16 protein-coding genes are annotated in these 18,920 nt (G+C 36.9%); 3 read left to right on the top strand and 13 right to left on the bottom strand.

All coding sequences use genetic code 11. From position 1 onward, the window contains the following. The 5 genes from FEE95_RS20810 to FEE95_RS20790 form a co-directional block, all read right to left on the bottom strand. The gene (locus tag FEE95_RS20810) at positions 1–2,385 is read right to left on the bottom strand and encodes an ABC transporter permease (RefSeq protein ID WP_138659972.1); all 2,385 of its coding nucleotides are present in this window, start codon (positions 2,383–2,385) and stop codon (positions 1–3) included. Between the two features lie 11 nt (positions 2,386–2,396). Beyond that, positions 2,397–2,978 carry a GIN domain-containing protein gene (locus tag FEE95_RS20805; protein ID WP_138659971.1) on the bottom strand — a complete coding sequence of 194 codons (582 nt, stop codon included), beginning with the start codon at positions 2,976–2,978 and terminating at the stop codon, positions 2,397–2,399. A 59-nt stretch (positions 2,979–3,037) separates the two neighbouring features. Continuing rightward, positions 3,038–3,733 carry an ABC transporter ATP-binding protein gene (locus tag FEE95_RS20800; protein ID WP_138659970.1) on the bottom strand — a complete coding sequence of 232 codons (696 nt, stop codon included), beginning with the start codon at positions 3,731–3,733 and terminating at the stop codon, positions 3,038–3,040. A 71-nt stretch (positions 3,734–3,804) separates the two neighbouring features. Next, a complete protein-coding gene (locus FEE95_RS20795) occupies positions 3,805–5,055 on the bottom strand; it encodes an efflux RND transporter periplasmic adaptor subunit (protein ID WP_138659969.1) in 1,251 nt (416 codons plus the stop codon). A 174-nt stretch (positions 5,056–5,229) separates the two neighbouring features. After that, positions 5,230–6,576: a TolC family protein gene (locus FEE95_RS20790; protein ID WP_138659968.1), complete on the bottom strand. Its 1,347-nt coding sequence runs from the start codon at positions 6,574–6,576 to the stop codon at positions 5,230–5,232. A 284-nt stretch (positions 6,577–6,860) separates the two neighbouring features. On the opposite strand from FEE95_RS20790, the gene FEE95_RS20785 reads away from it, so the two are divergent. Further along, complete coding sequence (locus FEE95_RS20785; protein WP_138659967.1) at positions 6,861–8,225, top strand: sigma-54-dependent transcriptional regulator; 1,365 nt, start codon at positions 6,861–6,863, stop codon at positions 8,223–8,225. Next, positions 8,225–9,574, top strand: coding sequence for a sensor histidine kinase (locus tag FEE95_RS20780; protein ID WP_138659966.1), 1,350 nt, complete (start codon positions 8,225–8,227; stop codon positions 9,572–9,574). The genes FEE95_RS20785 and FEE95_RS20780 overlap by 1 nt, the downstream gene beginning before the upstream one ends. A 16-nt stretch (positions 9,575–9,590) precedes the next feature. On the opposite strand, the gene FEE95_RS20775 is transcribed toward FEE95_RS20780, so the two are convergent. After that, complete coding sequence (locus tag FEE95_RS20775; protein ID WP_171037105.1) at positions 9,591–10,064, bottom strand: hypothetical protein; 474 nt, start codon at positions 10,062–10,064, stop codon at positions 9,591–9,593. Between the two features lie 142 nt (positions 10,065–10,206). After that, entirely contained in the window at positions 10,207–10,707 is a 501-nt protein-coding gene (locus FEE95_RS20770; protein WP_138659964.1) for a hypothetical protein, read from the bottom strand. Between the two features lie 87 nt (positions 10,708–10,794). On the opposite strand from FEE95_RS20770, the gene FEE95_RS20765 reads away from it, so the two are divergent. Further along, positions 10,795–11,034 (top strand): YgjV family protein, encoded by a 240-nt coding sequence (locus tag FEE95_RS20765; protein ID WP_171037104.1) that lies wholly within the window; start codon positions 10,795–10,797, stop codon positions 11,032–11,034. Here the strand turns inward: FEE95_RS20765 and FEE95_RS20760 are convergent. The 6 genes from FEE95_RS20760 to FEE95_RS22440 all read right to left on the bottom strand — a co-directional run bounded on the left by FEE95_RS20760 (position 11,029) and on the right by FEE95_RS22440 (position 18,686). Beyond that, positions 11,029–12,051 (bottom strand): Gfo/Idh/MocA family protein, encoded by a 1,023-nt coding sequence (locus FEE95_RS20760; RefSeq protein ID WP_138659963.1) that lies wholly within the window; start codon positions 12,049–12,051, stop codon positions 11,029–11,031. The genes FEE95_RS20765 and FEE95_RS20760 overlap by 6 nt on opposite strands. A 41-nt stretch (positions 12,052–12,092) precedes the next feature. After that, the gene (locus FEE95_RS20755; protein WP_138659962.1) at positions 12,093–13,442 is read right to left on the bottom strand and encodes a TolC family protein; all 1,350 of its coding nucleotides are present in this window, start codon (positions 13,440–13,442) and stop codon (positions 12,093–12,095) included. A 21-nt stretch (positions 13,443–13,463) separates the two neighbouring features. Next, the gene (locus FEE95_RS20750; RefSeq protein ID WP_138659961.1) at positions 13,464–16,742 is read right to left on the bottom strand and encodes an efflux RND transporter permease subunit; all 3,279 of its coding nucleotides are present in this window, start codon (positions 16,740–16,742) and stop codon (positions 13,464–13,466) included. Continuing rightward, positions 16,742–17,872, bottom strand: coding sequence for an efflux RND transporter periplasmic adaptor subunit (locus FEE95_RS20745; RefSeq protein WP_138659960.1), 1,131 nt, complete (start codon positions 17,870–17,872; stop codon positions 16,742–16,744). The genes FEE95_RS20750 and FEE95_RS20745 overlap by 1 nt, the downstream gene beginning before the upstream one ends. 7 nt (positions 17,873–17,879) lie before the next feature. Next, a complete protein-coding gene (locus FEE95_RS20740) occupies positions 17,880–18,344 on the bottom strand; it encodes a MarR family winged helix-turn-helix transcriptional regulator (protein WP_138659959.1) in 465 nt (154 codons plus the stop codon). A gap of 216 nt (positions 18,345–18,560) precedes the next feature. Further along, positions 18,561–18,686: a hypothetical protein gene (locus FEE95_RS22440; protein ID WP_262710916.1), complete on the bottom strand. Its 126-nt coding sequence runs from the start codon at positions 18,684–18,686 to the stop codon at positions 18,561–18,563. Positions 18,687–18,920 lie beyond the last annotated feature (234 nt).

Genomic DNA, 18,920 nt, shown 5'->3' with positions numbered 1-18,920 from the left:
TCATTCTGTACGTAAACTTTTTACTGGGTTAACGGTTGCCGCCTTGATGGCTTGAAAACTTACCGTGAACATGGCAATACAAATGGCAATAAGACCTGCCAAAGCAAAATACCACCACTGCAAATCAATTGAGTATCCAAAATTTTCCAGCCATCTTAAGCTAGCCCAGTATCCAATGGGTATAGCTACTACTATTGCTATGAATACCATTTTCATGAATTCACTTGAAAACATTGTAACAATTCCCATTATAGATGAACCTAGGATTTTTCGAATTCCAATTTCCTTAGCTCTTCGTTCAGCGGTAAAGGTGGCCAGTCCAAAAAGTCCCAAACAGGATATGAGTATAGCCAAAATCCCAAAATAGTTCGATAAATCGGCGACCCTACTTTCTGCTTTATACAAAGCCTGATAATCTTTGTCTAAGAATGAATAATCAAAGGGGTAACCAGGATTAAACTCAGCGAATAAATCTTCCAATTTTGCCAAAGTTTCCTGTTCGGTACCACTAGCTATTTTTACCATAATATCTCTACCGTACTCCCTGAATCGGATAATGAGTGGCTCGACCTTTTTATGAATAGAACCATATTGAAAGTCTTTCACAACTCCAATTATTTCATGTTTTTGGGTATCACCCTTATCAAGTATTTTGCCAATCGGGTTTTCCAATCCCATTAATTTCAAAGCCGATTCATTGATTATGATTTTGTTGAAATCATCGTTGCGCTCTTTGGAAAAAGTCCGTCCTGCTAGCAATTCCATGCCAAGTGTTTCGATAGCGTTATAACTAAGTCGGGGTGCTTGAAACAAGATTCCTTTGTTGGATTCCTGCCCGTCCCATGACCAGCCGCCATTATTGTCAAGACCATCTAAAAAGTCTCCATTCATGGCACCAACATTAACTACACCAGCAATATTCTTAATTTCAGACAAGAAGGTTTCCGGGTGCTTATTATTACTTCCTAGTGTAAATCGTACCACATTACTCCTTTCATAACCGAGGTTTTTTTTCTGGGTAAATTCTATTTGTTTATTGACAACAACAATTCCAATAATGAAAATAATAGACAATGTAAATTGAAAAACCACTAGACCCTTTCTCATCCAAAACTCTCCAAAAGAGGTAGGTAATTTCCCTTTTAAAACCTCCACTGGCTTAAAACTCGAAAGACGGAATGCAGGGTAACTACCCGCAATTAACCCGGTAGCCAACACGATAGAAACCAAACCTATTATTTCGGGCCATTCCAAAGTAAATTCAATTGATTTTTGAGTCAATGCATTGAATTGTGGCAATAGTAGAATTACAAGAATCAAAGCCAAAATCAATGACATAAAGGACAATAGAACCGATTCGCTTAAATATTGAATGATCAGCGAGCCTCTATTTGCACCAACTGCCTTCTTTACCCCAACTTCCTTCATTTTTCTACTCGCTTGAGCTGTAGCCAAATTCATGAAGTTGATGCATGCGATCAATAAAATGAACAGGGCTATAATTACGAATAGGTTCACATATTCGATACGCCCGCCAACTTGTATGCCATTTTCGTATGGATTCTTTAAATATCGATCTGAAAATTTTTGTAGAAAAGAACTAAAAGTGAACTTACCTGCTGTTCTCTTGCTAACTAAATATCCTTCTATTTTTTTATTAAAATTATCAATGTCAGTACCTTCTTTGAGCAGTATAAATGATTTCGCATAATGCCCGTTCCAATCCCCTGCATTACGATCATCATCGATAAGCAAATCAGAATGTACCACATATTCAAATTGTAAGGTGGAGTTTTTAGGTGGAGTTTTGAAAACACCTGATACAGTAAGCTTGACATCGCCGCCACCATCCGACCATTCATAATTCCAATCCAACGACTTACCAATTGCATTTTTATTTGACCCAAACAGCTTGGTAGCCAAGTTTTCAGAAATGGCAAGACCATATTTATTCGATAATACCTGCTCTTTACTCCCTTCGAGTAACTGGAATGAAAAAACTTCAAAGAAATTTGGAGTCGCAAAAATGCCAGTTGCAGCCTGACTTACATCTCCATCAGAAAAAATACCCTTAGGGGTACAGAAATCAGCTCCTATTCCTGCAGCATCTTCTACTTCTGGGAATTCCTTGGTTATATTTTCAGAAACTAAAAACGGACTATTTTCTAAAGTCAATAGTTGATTATCCAAAGGCATATTTGTTATTAACTGAAACAACTGCCCTTCATTTTTATGAAACTTGTCAAAACTTGTCTCATCTTTTACCCAAAGCAGAATAAAAAGCACACAGGTAAGTCCGGAAGAAAGCCCAATGATATTTATCAAAAAGCTACTCTTATACTTCTTGAAATTTCGGAAGGCTATTAAAAGATTGTGCTTTAACATGAGTTGTGAATTTAGTTGATGACCTTAAGTTCCTCATTATCTAGGGTTCCTCTATCGCTATCCCCAGACTTTCTAATTTGCTGATCATTGGTTTTTCCTGAAATCTGCAAATCACCACCATTCATGTAAATAGATACCTTTTTTACATCTACTTCAAGGGTAGCCGCACCAAAATCACTCACTGTAATTTCTAGTTTTTCTTCAGTAATGCTTTTTGTGACATAAAATTCGGCTCTGTCAGCTACCACAATAGATGCTAGGTTTGGATTACTCACATAAAGCTCGACAACCTCATTTCTAGCCTCTCCTTCGGTATAGATTTCTAATCTCCCATTTGTAACCTTTCTTATTACTTGAGGAAAAGGATCACCTGAAAGTTTCATTGTGATCTCCTTGGCTTCCTCTTGTGTAAAAAATACTTTGGCTACTCCTGAGACAAATATTGAGTTGAATTCGGGTATTTCACCCAAACCTACTTTACTCTCCGAATCTTGATGAAGTGTAAAAGAGGAGAGCACTACGATAAGTAGGAGCAGAACTGCACTTTTGAACCCTGCCTTTTTATTAGCGATTCGATTTTTTAGATTTACCATGACTTAGATTTTTGATTGATGAATAAACTCTAAACCTTCTCCCTAAAGGGATTATCCGTCTACATTGTAGCACCGATTGCCCTATTCTGGCTTTCGGTAACAATTTGACCATCGAACAAATTCACTACTCGATGTGCATAATGCGAATCTCGATCGGAGTGTGTCACCATTACAATCGTTGTTCCTTCTTGATTAAGCTCGGTCAATAAATTCATAACTTCAATTCCGTTTTTGGAATCCAAATTACCCGTTGGCTCATCCGCGAGTATCAATTTAGGATTGGTTACCACTGCTCTTGAAATAGCAACACGTTGCTGTTGACCTCCTGAAAGTTGCTGTGGAAAGTGTTTTTCGCGATGTGCTATTTTCATTCGTTCCAATACTTTCATGACTTTTTCCTTACGCTCTGCCTTGCCCATTTTTAAGTAAATCAAAGGCAGTTCAACATTTTCAAAAACTGTTAATTCGTCAATTAGGTTAAAGCTTTGGAATACAAAACCTAGATTCCCTTTGCGCAGTTGTGTGCGTTGGCTTTCTTTGAGTCCGCCGACTTCATTGCCTGCAAAATTGTAACTACCTTCAGTTGGGTTATCCAGCATTCCTATGATATTCAAAAGGGTAGATTTACCACAACCAGAAGGCCCCATGATTGCGGTAAATTCCCCTTCCTCAACAGTTAGATTGACATTGTTCAGTGCCAAGGTTTCTACCTCCTCGGTTCTAAAGCTCTTTTTAAGGTTTTTAATTGTTATCATTTCTTGATTGATTTTACGTATTTATAATAATGACATCCGAACTTCGCCCGGTGTGACAGTTTTTAGAAATTTTATTTAAGTACTATCCTTTCTGCTTCACCAAAGGAATCATAATTGCTGGTAATTACTTGTTCTCCTGCATCCAATCCTTCTAAAACCTCATAGTATTTTGAGTTTTGCTTCCCGATTCTTATTGGTCTCTTTAATGCTTCATCACTACCTGGGGTGACAACGAAAATCCATTGGCCACCTGTACTTTGAAAGAAGCTTCCTTTTGGGAGTAACAGGGCGTCACTTGACTCACCGAGCTGTAACTTGATGTTATAGCTTTGACCAGTACGAATCGTTTCAGGTTTATTTTCAGTAAATACAAGATCTACACGAAACCTTCCATTTCTTACCTCAGGATATACTTTCCTCACCCTTAATGGGAATTCATTTCCATTTCGTTCTAAGACTGCAACTAAATCCCTTTTCACGCGATCGATATAATGCTCATCGATATCAGCTTCGATTTTATAATCAGTCAAAACATTTACTTGCCCTATACGCTGGCCTTGGGTAATATTCTGTCCAATTTCCGCATCTAAGAACCCTAATTGCCCATCTGCCGGGGCCCTAACATTCAAATGATCAAGGCGTTGATACACCATACCGAGCGTCTTTTGCATTCTGGCCAAATCGGTGTCAAGTCCAGTCAATGAAGTTTTTCGAAGTTCATCATCGGTTTCCGTTTGTGCTTTCACAATATCATATTGTTGTTGCGATAGCTCATAATTCTCTTTTGACAATTGATATACCTCCTTCGAAATCAATTCTTCATCAAAAAGAGCTTGATTCTGTTCATAATTTCTTTTTAAGCGCTGTAAATCAGTACTGGCTGTAGCTAATGAACGACGCCCTTCTACTTGTCTCGAATCGAAATTTAATCTAGTTGATCGAAGATCATTTTGCTTAAGGGCCAAATTACTTTCGCTGTTTAAAATCTGCTCATAAAGGTTAATGTTCTCTAGTTTGAGAATAATATCACCTTTCTTGACCATGGTTCCTTCTTCAATCAATTTCTCAGTTACACGGCCACCTTCGTAAGCATCCATATAAATGGTTGTAATTGGGGCAACATTTCCTGTAATGGTAATGTAGTCGTCAAACTTGCCAGCTGTTACGGCTGCTATTGAAAGCTTTTCCTTTTCTGTTCTAAAAGTGGAAACGGAAGTGTTAAAAAGCAATTGATAACCCACAAACAGAACCAACACGCCTAAAGCGATATAACCATAATGCTTAGGTCTTAGTCCTTTTTTCTTTTCGAGTTGTATGTCCATCTTTTGTATTATTCTTTATTAGTATAGGTTCTTTTGAACTTTTTTGTTCTTAAGCCCTAGAATTATATCTTTTATTAATTCTGGTATTGCACAATCTCAATTCAAATTTCATATTTTGAATTTCATATCTCTCTGCAATATCATTCCGTAGTATAGTTCTTGCCTCTTTCATTTCTAGTTTATATTAAAAACAGGTAGTCCTCGATAAAAGTCCAAAGTACACTTATTCACTTCTGACCGCAACTGTACCTGTAGGTTCGAATTCTGCGCATTTGCAAAAAGATTTTTTGCTGTAAATAATTCGATTCCATTGATCATCCCTTTCTCATATCGCTTTTGAGCAATGGTGAATGCCAAACGTTGCGCTTCCATATTTTGGTTGCTCTGATTGATTTCCACCTGCAACGAATTATATTCTTGAACCAATTGTTGAATGGTTTGAAAAAGTACCTGCTCCTGTACTTTCAAATTATTTTCTGCTCGAAGCTTTTCAATTTTTGCTTGCTTTACTTGAGAACGTGCAGACCATCCATTACTAATAGGAACATTTAATCGAACTCCTATAAACCGGGAAGTGTTATCTCTGAACTGCTCGCGGAAGGGAAGCGTATTATTAAGTGAATCTCGTGTGGTCTCAAAATAACCGGTTCCAATTCCTGCAAACATTGATAATGACGGATATAACCTTCCTCGAGAAACTGCAACTTGTTTTTTAGCAGCTTTTGCCCGAAGTTCCTGTGCCATGATTAGGGGTAAAAATTCCCTTGCTTTAGAATATACTGAATCCGATTTCATCTCCATTTCATTTTCAACCATCTGTATTTCTTCCAGCTCAGACTGAATGGCTATATCTGATACGTTTTCTAAATTCATCTCCTGGATCAAAGCCAATTTAGCGGCTGCCAATTGATTTTCACTTTGTGTCAGGTTTAGTTCATCTCCTAACAAAGCCGACTTTGCTTCGTATAAATCTGCCCCAGCCATTAATCCTAATTCAATTTGTTTTTCGACTAGCTGATAATTAGTTTTTGAAACTTCCAATTGCTCTTTGGAAATTTTTACCAGTCCTTCAAAAAACCGTATGTTGTTAAATGCTTCCATTACCCGAAAAGCCAAAAGATATTTTTGCTGCAACGTTTCTTCACTAAGCGCTTTATACAAAAACTTCGATGCTTTAATAGAATTCATTTTTTGAAAGCCTTGGAATAAATCTATAAATCCGTCAAGTGAAAATGGATTAGAGAAAAACTCTGTGGTCACAACGTCATTTGTAAAAGGGTCAGTACTTCGCCCAAAATTGACAGTGTAGCTAGTGCCTGCGTTCACATTGGGCAATAGATTTCGAATAGATTGTCTATAAGTCTCCCTACCAGAATCGGAAGTATACTTAAAATCCTTTAGTTGAAGGTTATGCTCAATCGCATGGGCAACGCATTCATCTAAGGTCCATTTCTCTTGCGAAAAAAGACTTGACCCTAAAAGGGAAAAGAAAATAAGTTGAAATGTCAATTTTAAATTCATGATATATTGATATGCCAAACTGTTTGCGATTTACATGCCAAGAATATAACTATTTGATTTTCATTGCTTTAAAAATAATCGTCTTTGTCAATGAGTGTGTAAGTGTAAAATAGTTATACATATATTGTCAAAAAAATGGACACTTGTTAAAATTTAATCTTTTCTTGTTGTAGTTTTAAAAACCAGTTTGAACCCACTGAATTCGGCATCTTTTGTCAACAATGATTTCAAATGCTATTCGTGGAATATTTTTTGTTACCGACAGATAACTACAATTCAATTTTATGTTAGACTCAAAAATTCTGGTCATCGATGACAACAAAAGTGTATTAAGCGCACTAGAAATTCTGTTGCAATTTGAGTACAAGACTGTTAAAACGATTTCCAATCCTAATCAGATTTCTTCTTTTCCTGATTTGACTGATTTTGACATTGTACTTTTAGACATGAATTTCTCAGCCGGGGTGAATACGGGTAATGAAGGCCTTTTTTGGTTAAGGGAAATTCGAAAAAAAGCACCTCAGATTTCTGTAATAATGATGACTGCCTACGGTGCCGTTGACCTTGCCGTTAAAGCTTTAAAGGAAGGAGCGACCGACTTTGTACTAAAACCTTGGAATAATGATAAATTGCTCGCGACTGTAAAATCTGCTTATGAGTTACGCAAATCACGAAAGGAAATCAAAAAACTAAAACAGAAGGAAGATAATCTGAAACAGGTTATCAATCAGAATAAAAATTACATCGTAGGGAATTCAAAAGCACTGAATTCCGTTCTTAAATTGGTAAGTAAAGTAGCTAAAACTGATGTCAATGTACTGGTAACTGGAGAAAACGGGACAGGAAAAGAGCTGATTGCCAGAGAGCTTCATGGTTCTTCCATCCGGAAAAATGAGGTTTTTATCCCAGTTGATATGGGTTCCATTTCAGAAAACCTTTTTGAAAGTGAGCTATTCGGACATTCCAAAGGTTCATTTACTGATGCCAAAGAAGATCGTGCTGGTAAGTTTGAGGCGGCAAATGGAGGAACTTTGTTTTTGGATGAAATCGGTAATTTGTCTTTACAGACTCAGGCAAAACTATTATCCGCTATTCAAAATAAAACCATTGTTCGTGTTGGTTCGAATAAATCTATTCCTGTCGACATTCGTCTCATTTGTGCAACAAATGAAAATTTGGATAAAATGGTTGCCGACGGACTTTTCCGTGAAGATTTGTTGTACCGAATAAATACGATTCAAGTTGAGGTGCCCCCTTTGCGTGAACGCGAAGGGGATATTCTAGTATTGGCAGATTTTTACTTGAACAAGTTTGTAAATAAATATGGTAAACAAGGACTTCGAATGAATCAAGCGGCCCAAGAGAAATTAATGGGATATAAATGGCCAGGTAACATACGGGAATTGCTTCATACTATGGAACGAGCCGTTATACTTTCCGAAGGAAATGTGTTGAAACCAACCGACTTTCTTTTAGAGGTAAAAGGTACAATCGTCTCAGAAAAAGGCCCAAGTACATTGGAGGAAATGGAATTATTGATGATAACAAAAGCGCTAAATCAAAATGACGGCAATTATAGTGCTGCAGCTGAACAATTGGGCATATCACGACAAACACTTTACAATAAACTCAAGAAAATAGGGAAATAATGGTAAGTAGAAACATTTATTTACAAATGGTACTTCGTATCATTTTTATTACCGTTTCGGCCGTCGCAGCGGTTTATTTCTTTTTTGAAAAACAGTATATAGCAACAGGTATTGCAACTATCTTGCTCATCGCCCAAACTTCTTCCTTAATATACTTTGTCAACCAAACCAATAGAAAAATCGCTTATTTCTTTGATGCTATTAAAAATGAAGATTTCACCCTACGCTTTCCTGAAAAACTAAGTGTAAAATCATTAGAAGAATTAAATCATAGTCTGAATATGCTCAATGCAATGATTCAAGATATTTATGTAAAAAAACAAGCTCAGGAACAGTATTATCAAGAAATATTAAGACAAGCTGACATTGGAATTTTCACGGTAAACCCTAAGGGACACATTCTTTATGCTAATCCTACAGTACAAGATCTTTTGAATTACCGCCCTCTAAATCATGTAAAACAACTCAAGATGATCGACAATGAGCTTTATGCGCTTTTCGCTGATTTAGCTCCTTTTGAGAATACTATTTACAAATTAGGAAACGAGAGAGGTAATCGAGAATTGAGTATAAAGTGTACTCCAATTAATATCGAAGAGAATACACTCTTACTAGTTGTTGTTCATGATATTCATAAAGAATTGGATGAGAAGGAAACAGATTCTTGGGTAAAACTCATTCGAGTACTGACACATGAAATCATGAATACCATTACGCCTATTACATCAATATCGGAATCTATATTGAGCTACTTTAAATCAGGTTCCAAATTAATCGAGCCTGAAAATTTTTCACAAGACCAGATTAATACCACAGCAAAGGGGCTAGAGGTTATTAAGAATCAAGGAAGTGACCTTATGAGTTTTGTTCAGTCTTATAGAACATTTTTAAGTATGCCGGAACCCGATAAAGAGTTAGTATCTGCTCTATCCCTTTTGGAAAAAATAAAGATTTTGTTAGATGAGCAAAAGGATTTGAAAAAAGTGAAAATTGAAATTTTAGTAAAGCCCGTAGAACTTGAGCTTTATTTGGACGAAAAGCAAATTACACAGGTATTGCTGAACCTAGGGAAAAATGCCCAGCAATCTTTAGAAAATCAAGAAAATGGAACCATTCAACTTATAGCCGGCATTAACTCCAACGATAAAAAGTACCTGAAAGTTCAGGATAATGGCCCAGGAATATCATCTGAACTTATGGATGAAATATTTGTGCCGTTTTTTACCACTAAGAACACTGGAACAGGAATAGGGCTTAGTTTGTCAAAACAGATTATGCGTTTGCATGGCGGTACAATAAAAGTTCAGTCGATTCCCACTGTCAAAACTTCTTTTGTTTTGGTTTTTTGACATTTTTTTATTCGATCTAATGTCGTTTATTTATTTTTAATTCAGCTTGAACTTGTTTGGTACCATGAATCTCCTTGCCATATTTCAATTCTATTTCATAATTGATATTATACAAATCTAGCACTTCGTCAAGTTTATCTTTGTTCCCTTTTGTGATTGAAAAATCATTTCTGAATTTGTTCAGGGGTCCAAATGCGAAAACCAGAACTACTAACCCAACAGCAATTACAATTAAAGGTGCAGTAGATATTACTCCCCCATCCCATGCGTATTTTCCAAGATAATACCCCGCAAATATGACTGCCAAGCTTATTACAGTGTAAATCAAAACATGGCCGTAAGTATCCGTCTTAGTTCTTTTTACGTTCTCAAATTCAATATTTATTTTTTTTATTTTTTGCTCAAATTTTTCATTCAATTCAATTTTCGGGCAGGTTCTGTCGAATACGGGTTTTTTATTGGTTAACCTACAAGTTGTTCCATCTTTCAAGTCAACTACTTGGTAATCGCATAACGCGCAATGTCTGGCTAAATCCATTTCTATTTTTATTAAACTCACCCTTATTAACGTGTTTCAAATACCATTTATTTGAACTTTAGTAAACTTAACTAGGGATGACCTGTCTCCTATCCTACTCTCTCGTCAAGGTATTGGCTTCACCCGCATCTGGTTCGTATTGTATTGCGGTATAGGATATGATTTCCCAATCGTTTGATTTTTTTACAAGGGTAACTGTTGCTTTTGCCAAACTTTCATCTCCTGAATTCGTAGTCCACTTCTGATCGAATGCCGCCCATGCCAGTTCAGAGTCACAGAAAATAAGGTAATTTGAGTTCTCAAAAGTGGAAGTAATTGGCTCAGGGTTTTCCACAAAAAAAGTTTCTATGTGAGCACCATTTTTCTCCCAACCTCTTGTTTGTGAAAAGCCTGAATCTGAAATATCCAATCGCAAGACCTCATCACTATGGTTCCAAAAAGAACTCCATTTTTGATAGTTTTTTTCCATATAGGCGAGAGTTTCTTGTGTCACTATTTCCTTGATTAGTTCTTTCTCAGCTTCTGAGGTCATTACTTGTTCCTCCATGCAAGAAAACAACAGAAAGACACAAAACCCGGATATATATTTCTTCATACTCCAAAAATATTTTATCAAAATTTACAATTTTTAAAAAGAACTGCTTAAAACGATTGCCGTTAGTAATTGATTAGCTTTGTATACATGAATATAAACCCAACCGAAATTGTAGGCTACCTCGCAAGTCTATTTGTATTACTTTCATTTTTCAACAAGGATATTCGTAAACTAAGAATCATTAATTCAATCGGATGCGCTCTTTTTGTAGCTTACGGAGTTATGCTTCCCAGCATTCCCGTGATTATTACAAATGTGGCCATTCTTTTGGTGAATGGATATTATTTATTTTGGAAGAAACCTCAGATAGAAGATTCAAAACTATAAGGTAACCTGCTGGCCCTTTTCTGAAGAACGATAGATTGCAGCAATGACTTCCACAGATTTCCTTGCCTCTTTACCATCTACCATAGGAGGCCTATTTTCTTTGATGGCATCAATCATATCTTGTATCACAATTTTATGATTTAAATGACCAATGCTTGTTGGGTCTGAAGCACCAGTTGTGGAATTAACGTTATGGACTATTTCCGGAGGAGATACACTTTCAACATTCCATTGCTTGATTTTTCCCGCCTCCAGAATTACGCTCCCTCTTTCACCGTAAATTTCCAACCTTTCAGGATACCCAGGATAAAGTGAAGTGCCAGCGGTAATGGTTCCGATAGCACCATTTTTAAAATTTAGTATTCCAGCACCTACATCTTCCCCCTCTATGTCATGAACCATGGTTTGCACATTGCCAAAAACGGAATGTACAGGGCCCATAACATTCAAAAGTAAATCTATCGTATGTATGCCTTGATTAATAAAGGCTGCTCCACCATCAAATTGTTTGGTTCCTCTCCATTCGCTTAGGGCATAGTAGTCTTTATTTCGATACCAATTGATATGGGCATTTCCCATTAAGAGTTTGCCCAAAGTTCCTTCTTTTACAACCTTGTACAAGGCTTGATAGTCAGAAGTGCAACGGTTTTGAAATACGCAGCCTAATATGACATTTTGGGCTTTGCAAATTTCAATAACCTCATCGACTTTTTCAGGAGTAACCTCTAATGGCTTTTCGCACAGAACATGTTTACCAGCCATAGCAGATTGCTTAATTGCTTCACCGTGGTTTCCACTTTCGTTGCAAACACATACAAGACTCATTTCTGAGTTATCAAGAAAAGTGGCCATATCAGAAAAAACAGTCACTCCAAACTGCTGTTCTATTTCACCGATACGATTGGAAGATTTAGTGAGAAGGGCAATCAAATCGACATGCTCTAACTCAGAGATACACTTTGCAAAAGTCTTTGCTATTGAACCCGTTCCTATAATTCCGATACCTATATTAGCCATACTATGATGCATTGTAGCTGACTAAATATACGGTGAAGATTTTAGAATTCTATATTCAACAACTGCCCCGTTAACTGAAGTAATTGTAATTCCGCCAGCTTAGCATCGTATTTAGCTAAATTCTTATTTGTCTGAGCATTTAAAAGGTTTACCTGGGCCTGACGGAATTCAATAGATGTAATGCGGCCCAACTGAAACTGTTCTTTTGAACGTTCAAAGTTGTTCAGATTGGTCAAAACATTTTGCTCCTGAATATTAAAAATGTTCAATCGATTATCATATATGGCAAGTGCATTTTGAATATCCCTATTAACTTCCAACTCTACTTGCTGTTTCAACAATTCCTGGTTTTCGTAGGCGATTTTTGCATTTTTGACTCGTACGGTAGTTCCTCCTCCATCAAATAAATTCCATGTTAGACTGGCTCCTAAACCAAAATTCCATGTTGTATTATTTGTTCCTGGAAAGAAGGCCGATGCAGCACTTTGATTTAAATTCCAACCATAGGATCCATTTAAGCCAATATTAGGTAGATATCCTGATTTATTAACCTTAATGTCGTATGCATTGATTGCTAAATTCCGCTCCGTCTGCAGTAGTGCCACATTATTTAACTTGGCTTGCTCCACAAACTCTTCCAATTGTAGTTTCGGAATGAAAGCAACCAGCGTATCCACCTGAAACTTCTCATTCAAATCTTGGTTCAAAACAACGTTCAAATCACGCTTGGTGTTGGCCAATTGCTGTTTTGTATTCAATAAATTGATGCTGTCATTGGTTACATCCACTTGAGCGTTTAAAATATCCAGTTTGGTATTCTGTCCATATTCAAATGCGTACTCGGCTCTTTTAATTCTTTGTGTAGAAATCTCGAGTGCTTGTTGCAATACATTTTGGTTCTCAGTTATCCGAGCAACCTCAAAATAGACACTAAAAAGTTGAAGCATTGTATTCTCTATGGTTTCCCTTGCCTGAAGCTCGCTTAATTGATATTGTTCTTTTAATCGCTTATAATTATAAAAACGACCCATACCATCAAAAAGCGTGTAATTCGCATTCAAGGTAGAGTTGTACCGCTGTGCTTCTGCTTTGTATATATCGACATCAGGTCTTGGACTACCATCATCACGGAATACACCTGGGAATTCAATTACGGAATCATCCCGATTGTAATTGGCAGTGGTCGAATTGGTCAAAGTTGGAAGGTAACCCGAGTTCAGTACACTCTTATTATTCTTTGCAATCTCAACTTGATTTCTTGCAACTTTGATTCCGAAATTATTTTCCAAAGCCAGCCTAACCGCATCTTGCTTCGCTAACAACTTATCTTGTGCAGAAAGCGAGGTGAATGCAAATATGAAAAGGATTGGGATAATACGTTTATTTTTCATTCTATCTTACCTTCTAAATTCTCATGAAGTTTCTTGAAGTGTTTTTGAGCTTTGGGAAATGTTATCCTGTAAACCATTTTGAGGTTTATTAATTTCTCCTTGTAAATTCAACTCCTCTTTTTGTTCTTTTATGGCCCTTTCTACTTCTTCCCTTGTAATTATATTACCAGTAGCTAGCCATTTGACTCCTACCTTCACTTTATTGCTGAAAGACAAAAATATAGGCATCATTATCAAGGTCAGTACGGTTGCAAAACCGATACCGTAGGCAATAGAAACTGCCATTGGTATTAAGAACTGAGCTTGCCTACTAGTCTCCAACATTAAGGGTGCTAGTCCGGCTATTGTGGTAATAGAAGTCAAAAAAATGGCCCTAAACCTTGACCGACCAGCCTCATATATGGCATTCTCAAAGGTCATTCCGTCCCTAAGGTTGATATTAAATTTACCAACAAGCACTAAGCCATCATTGACCATAATACCAATTAGGGCAATTATACCCAATAGCGAAAAAATATTAAGGGGTAGTCCATGTAACCAATGCCCCCAGCCCACTGCAGTAAGACTAAACGGGACCAATAAAATCAACAAAAGTGGTTGGCTAAAACTACGGAAGGCAAAAGCTATCGTGATATAAATCAAAGCCAAGACAGATAGCCCTACAAATTTTAAGGACTTTTGCAGTTTAATCAACTCGCGGTTTTGACCTTCATAGGAAGCAGAAACAGTTGGATACTTGGCTTGTATTTTGGGCATCACCTCTGTACGAAGCTCGGTCATAACATCTGTAGCGCTAACTACTTTTTCATTTTTAACGTCAGCAGAAATTTGAATCTCGCGTTGCCCGTCTAAGTGATTGACCGCAACATCACCGCGCTCAATAGAATAACTTGCTATTTCCTTCAAAGGAACTCTAATACCATTCGGAGCTAAGATGCGCATCTCATCCAAATCGTTGATTGAAGAACGATTTTCCCGGTCGTATCTTACCCATACCCGAATCTCGTCTTGCCCCCTTTGAAAACGCTGCGCTTGAGAACCGAAGAAACCTGCACGAACTTGGTTCATTACTGCTCTTAAGTCTAAACCCAGTAGGTATGCATTTTCCTTAAGTTGTAAGCGTATCTCCTTGATCCCAGCAGGGTCGTTATCAGCAATATCTTTTAGACCGGCATTGTTTAACATGTTATCCTTGAGCTCCTTTTTGGCGGCCTTGAGTTCAGTGATATCATTACCTAATAAAGAAACTGAAACGGGAGAACCTCCAAAATTTCCACCTGATCCATAGATAATACTTTCAACCCCTATAATTGGGCCAACCAATTCACGCAGTCGATTAGAAACAATGTCGGATCGCAAATCATTCGGGCGTTCTTCACCCGGTAATAGATTTATTGTCAAAGTAGCCGCCGAAGATCCAGGACCTACATTTCTGATGACGTTTTTGAAAAGGTTTTTATCATATCCTTTCATATATTCCTCGGTCAACTCCTGGTTTACTTTTTCTGCTTTCTCCTCAATTACGGTTATTATGGAATCTGTCACTTTTTCGTTGGTTCCATTTGGCATCAAGAGTTCTACTTGTATTCTGTCGCTTGCCAATCTAGGAAAGAATGCCCCACGAATAATACCGCCACCGGCGGCAGCCATAGTTAACATCAATGCAACAACGAAAAAAGAAAAAGTAAGAAATTTATATCTCAAGGCAAATCGTAAAACTGGGCTATATACCATGTCACGTAACCATACCATAATTCGTTCACCAAGTTTGTTAATTAAACGAAGCTTTCCGAATACTTTTGCAATTCCCGTTTTCGGACCTTCTTTAACAGGTTTAAGGGCTTTGGAATGTGCTAAGTGAGCTGGTAAGATAATTAAAGCTTCCACCAGAGAAACGACCAAGGTTAGAATTACAATTACAGAGACTTCTCCAAAAAATTCACCTATTCGGCCATCTAAAAACAGGAAAATTGAAAAGGCCAAAATTGTAGTCATAATGGCTGAAAGAATGGGTGGAAGAACTTCCATAGTACCATCAATCGCTGCTTGTATCGGAGACTTTCCTTTTTCATAATGCTGATAGATATTTTCCGCAATAACGATGCCGTCATCTACTAAAATTCCTATTACGATAATCATTCCGAATAGGGAAAGTACATTGATGGTTACATCAAAAAATCCGGCAAAAACAAACATCCCGAGAAAAGCTATTGGGAGCCCAAAAGCTACCCAAAAAGCCAAACGCGTATTTAAGAACAGTGATAAGAAAATAAGAACTAAAACCATTCCCATCCAACCATTTTTAACCAAAAGCTCTGTTCGTTGCGTTAATACTGTTGATTGATCACTGACAATGGTTAGCTGCACATTGTTATATTTCTGATTGAATTCCTCAATGTATTCCTTCACCTTTTCGGCCGAGCCAATTAAATCTTCTGTATTTGTACTTGAGATACCAATGTTAACTGCCAAATTGCCATTCAAATACGAGGCGTTCGGCGACTCGGAAAACCGATCTCTTATTTCTGCCACATCTTTCAATCGCACTGTTCTTCCCGAGGCGTCAGCACGAATAATTAAGTTCGAAAGTTCATCACCATAATAGGATCTATTGTTGGCCCGAATAAGATACTCTTCGGCACTCGTTTTAATGTTTCCTCCAGTCACTAATATATTGGCATTAGAGACGGCTTGGGAAACCTCAGTGAAAGACATTCCGTAGGCCAAAAGAGTATTTTCGTTTACGGCTATTTCAATTTCCTCATCGGGATAGCCAGTAATCGTAATTTGAGATATTCCCTCTATCGCCCTGATGTCATTTTCGACTTTTCTACCAACCTGTTTCAAAGTAGCAAGAGGAACCTCATCTCCACTTATTGCAAAATTTATAGTTTGACGAACAAATACAAATTTAGAAACGACGAGCGGCTCCATTCCAGTTGGGAAAGTAGGCACCCGATCCACGGCATTCTTTACTTGTAACAACATAAAGTCTATATCTCTTCCCTTCTCGATTTCAACATTGATACTACCGCTATTTTCACGAGATGTAGAGGTTACGCGCTCAACTCCTTCCAGACCCTTTAGGTTATCCTCAATTTTCAACACAACTCCTTCTTCTATCTCTAATGGAGAGGCACCAGGATAGACGATGTTAATAGAAATATTCTTAGAATCGCTCAATGGGAAAAAAGAAGATTTCAATGAAATCATACCCACTATGCCAAAGACAGCAAATGCTAGGATAATAACGTTTACCGCAACATGATACTTTATGAAATATGCTATGACATTTCTCATTATTTAGTTGTTTTAGCGGGAGTTTCACCAAAAATCTCTACCAACATACCGGCATAGGCGCCTACAACTGGCTTGGTGATTATTATAGTACCATCTGGCACTTCTTTTAGAACCACTTTCTTATCTGAAAAATACACCGGCTTTACATCAATAACATCTAAAATAGAATCTCGAACTATAAAGATTTTATCACTCTCTAAAAGTAAGGCTCTATCTATTTCAATAGCATCTGATTCCTCCTTAGCATCTAAATTTGCCTCTAAATACATACCTTCTCTCAAGCTGCTATCGTTCACTTCAATAAATGCCTTTATAGTTTGCGAAGCTTGATCCACACTCCCATTTATTCTTGATACCTTACCTGAATATGTTTTTGTCTTATCGAGATTTGATAGGGCTACCTTTTCACCTACTTTCAGCAAATCACTATAGACTTTGCTAACGGCGACCTCAAGTTCATAGTTATCTATATTTATAAACTCACCTAGTTTTTGACCAGAACGAACTAAGGTGCCTTCTGTAACCAAAGCTTCAGTAAGTACTCCTTTAAAGGGAGCAGAAATTCGATATTTGGATAAACGCTGTTCTAGGTTTTTAACGTTGTAGAAACTTGTTAAGATACCGCGACCGGAAATAAAGAACTTTTCCTTTTCGGTGGGCATTTCCGGAAGTTTTGGTGTAATCTTGTCCATATCAAATCCACTCAAATATGCCTGCCATTTAGGGAAAATATCAGGATAATCTAGTCGCAAATCGGGCATAATGGAAGTCAATTGATTGTAGAGGTTACTTTTTGCAGATTGTACACTTGCTGCATACTCCGAAGCATTGATTCGAATAATAGTCTCCCCTTTATTATATGATGTACCTGTCTTAAAAAGTTTTGAACCCCCTTGAAAAACTCCTTGCACTTCTGAATAGAGCTCTACGCGTCTTTTGGCCCTAAGATTTCCATTTGCTGGCACTACTATGTTGATAGTGCCGTTTTTTACATTTTCTGCAAAAACAGTTTTAACTACTTTTTCAGCTCTAGGTTTTCGCTTTGTTTTACTGTCGATAATCATTTTAGAGACAAAAACTGCCCCTATTATCAAAAGAATACCTAAAACGGATAAAATTATTTTTCTCATAATATGGTTATAACGATGCTACCTTTGCAGTAATACTGAATTGTACCTTCTTTAAGATTCCTATAATTTGTTGCTTTTCTTTCTTGGAGATATCTTGTTCCATAACATCCATAATCGACTTGATAACAGGACGTGTTCTCTTAAACATTTCTCGCCCTTCTTTGGTTAAAAAAACCTCGTTACTTCTTTTATCCTCTGCACTTTGCTTTCGAACGACATATTTTTTTGATTCCATCTTTGCCAATAATCTTGCAAGGGACGATTTATCCCGGTAGGTTAAAAAAGCAAGTTCATTTTGATTGAGTCCATCCTTTTCGTGCAACTTCTTTAGCACTATCATTTGTTCCTTCGTCAAATCTAGACCAGCATTTTGAAAAGCCTCCTGTAAATAATAGTCAACTATCTTAACCGTCTTTCCCAACCATGGACCAATAGACTTTTCAAAATCGATTAAATCAAACTCTTTCTTCACTCGGCGAAACTAGATAAAAAACAAATAGTTGCATATGCAACTATTGTTAAATAATTCTTAATTTTTGTTTAACTTAATAAAGCATTTTATTAAACATAAAAACACCACCTTTTATGGACTGTAGTGAATTCAATGTAAAAAGCCTCCCAGACTGGGGGGCTTTTTACCTATACTAATGAATTTACTTAATACTATAAATTCAACCTAAAAATGTTTTTACAAAACTCCGAAGACTGCCAGTCCGGTTCCAAATGCCACAACTACAAGTGTAGCTTTTAAAGCAAATACCGTAACTGAAAGAACTGCATCTAAAATTCCTGTTTCAAAATAGAAATCGTTCATAACTATAGTTTTTAATATTATATAATCTAATTTATAAATTGTAAGTAATATATTACTTTTTTTGTTGTTAAATTCGATGAAACTGTGGTTTTGGTCAATTATTTGTGCAGTTCATCGACAAAACCAGTAATTTATTTTAAAAAACACACAAAATTAAATCCCATTAGCTCCTTCTATTGATCCGACTAAAAAAAGTACCAAGTTGTTTTAATTAGACAATTTCTCACTGAAACG

This window comes from Maribacter algarum (ex Zhang et al. 2020), from assembly GCF_005885635.1.
Classification (GTDB): Bacteria; Bacteroidota; Bacteroidia; order Flavobacteriales; family Flavobacteriaceae; genus Maribacter_C; species Maribacter_C algarum.
This window is presented reverse-complemented; position numbering and strand designations above follow the sequence as displayed.

What these genes read in the sequence shown, in the direction of transcription:
- FEE95_RS20810 (WP_138659972.1), bottom strand. Translation starts at nt 2,385, where the DNA reads ATGTTAAAGCACAATCTTTTAATAGCCTTCCGAAATTTCAAGAAGTAT.
- FEE95_RS20805 (WP_138659971.1), bottom strand. Translation starts at nt 2,978, where the DNA reads ATGGTAAATCTAAAAAATCGAATCGCTAATAAAAAGGCAGGGTTCAAA.
- FEE95_RS20800 (WP_138659970.1), bottom strand. Translation starts at nt 3,733, where the DNA reads ATGATAACAATTAAAAACCTTAAAAAGAGCTTTAGAACCGAGGAGGTA.
- FEE95_RS20795 (WP_138659969.1), bottom strand. Translation starts at nt 5,055, where the DNA reads ATGGACATACAACTCGAAAAGAAAAAAGGACTAAGACCTAAGCATTAT.
- FEE95_RS20790 (WP_138659968.1), bottom strand. Translation starts at nt 6,576, where the DNA reads ATGAATTTAAAATTGACATTTCAACTTATTTTCTTTTCCCTTTTAGGG.
- FEE95_RS20785 (WP_138659967.1), top strand. Translation starts at nt 6,861, where the DNA reads ATGTTAGACTCAAAAATTCTGGTCATCGATGACAACAAAAGTGTATTA.
- FEE95_RS20780 (WP_138659966.1), top strand. Translation starts at nt 8,225, where the DNA reads ATGGTAAGTAGAAACATTTATTTACAAATGGTACTTCGTATCATTTTT.
- FEE95_RS20770 (WP_138659964.1), bottom strand. Translation starts at nt 10,707, where the DNA reads ATGAAGAAATATATATCCGGGTTTTGTGTCTTTCTGTTGTTTTCTTGC.
- FEE95_RS20765 (WP_171037104.1), top strand. Translation starts at nt 10,795, where the DNA reads ATGAATATAAACCCAACCGAAATTGTAGGCTACCTCGCAAGTCTATTT.
- FEE95_RS20760 (WP_138659963.1), bottom strand. Translation starts at nt 12,051, where the DNA reads ATGGCTAATATAGGTATCGGAATTATAGGAACGGGTTCAATAGCAAAG.
- FEE95_RS20755 (WP_138659962.1), bottom strand. Translation starts at nt 13,442, where the DNA reads ATGAAAAATAAACGTATTATCCCAATCCTTTTCATATTTGCATTCACC.
- FEE95_RS20750 (WP_138659961.1), bottom strand. Translation starts at nt 16,742, where the DNA reads ATGAGAAATGTCATAGCATATTTCATAAAGTATCATGTTGCGGTAAAC.
- FEE95_RS20745 (WP_138659960.1), bottom strand. Translation starts at nt 17,872, where the DNA reads ATGAGAAAAATAATTTTATCCGTTTTAGGTATTCTTTTGATAATAGGG.
- FEE95_RS22440 (WP_262710916.1), bottom strand. Translation starts at nt 18,686, where the DNA reads ATGAACGATTTCTATTTTGAAACAGGAATTTTAGATGCAGTTCTTTCA.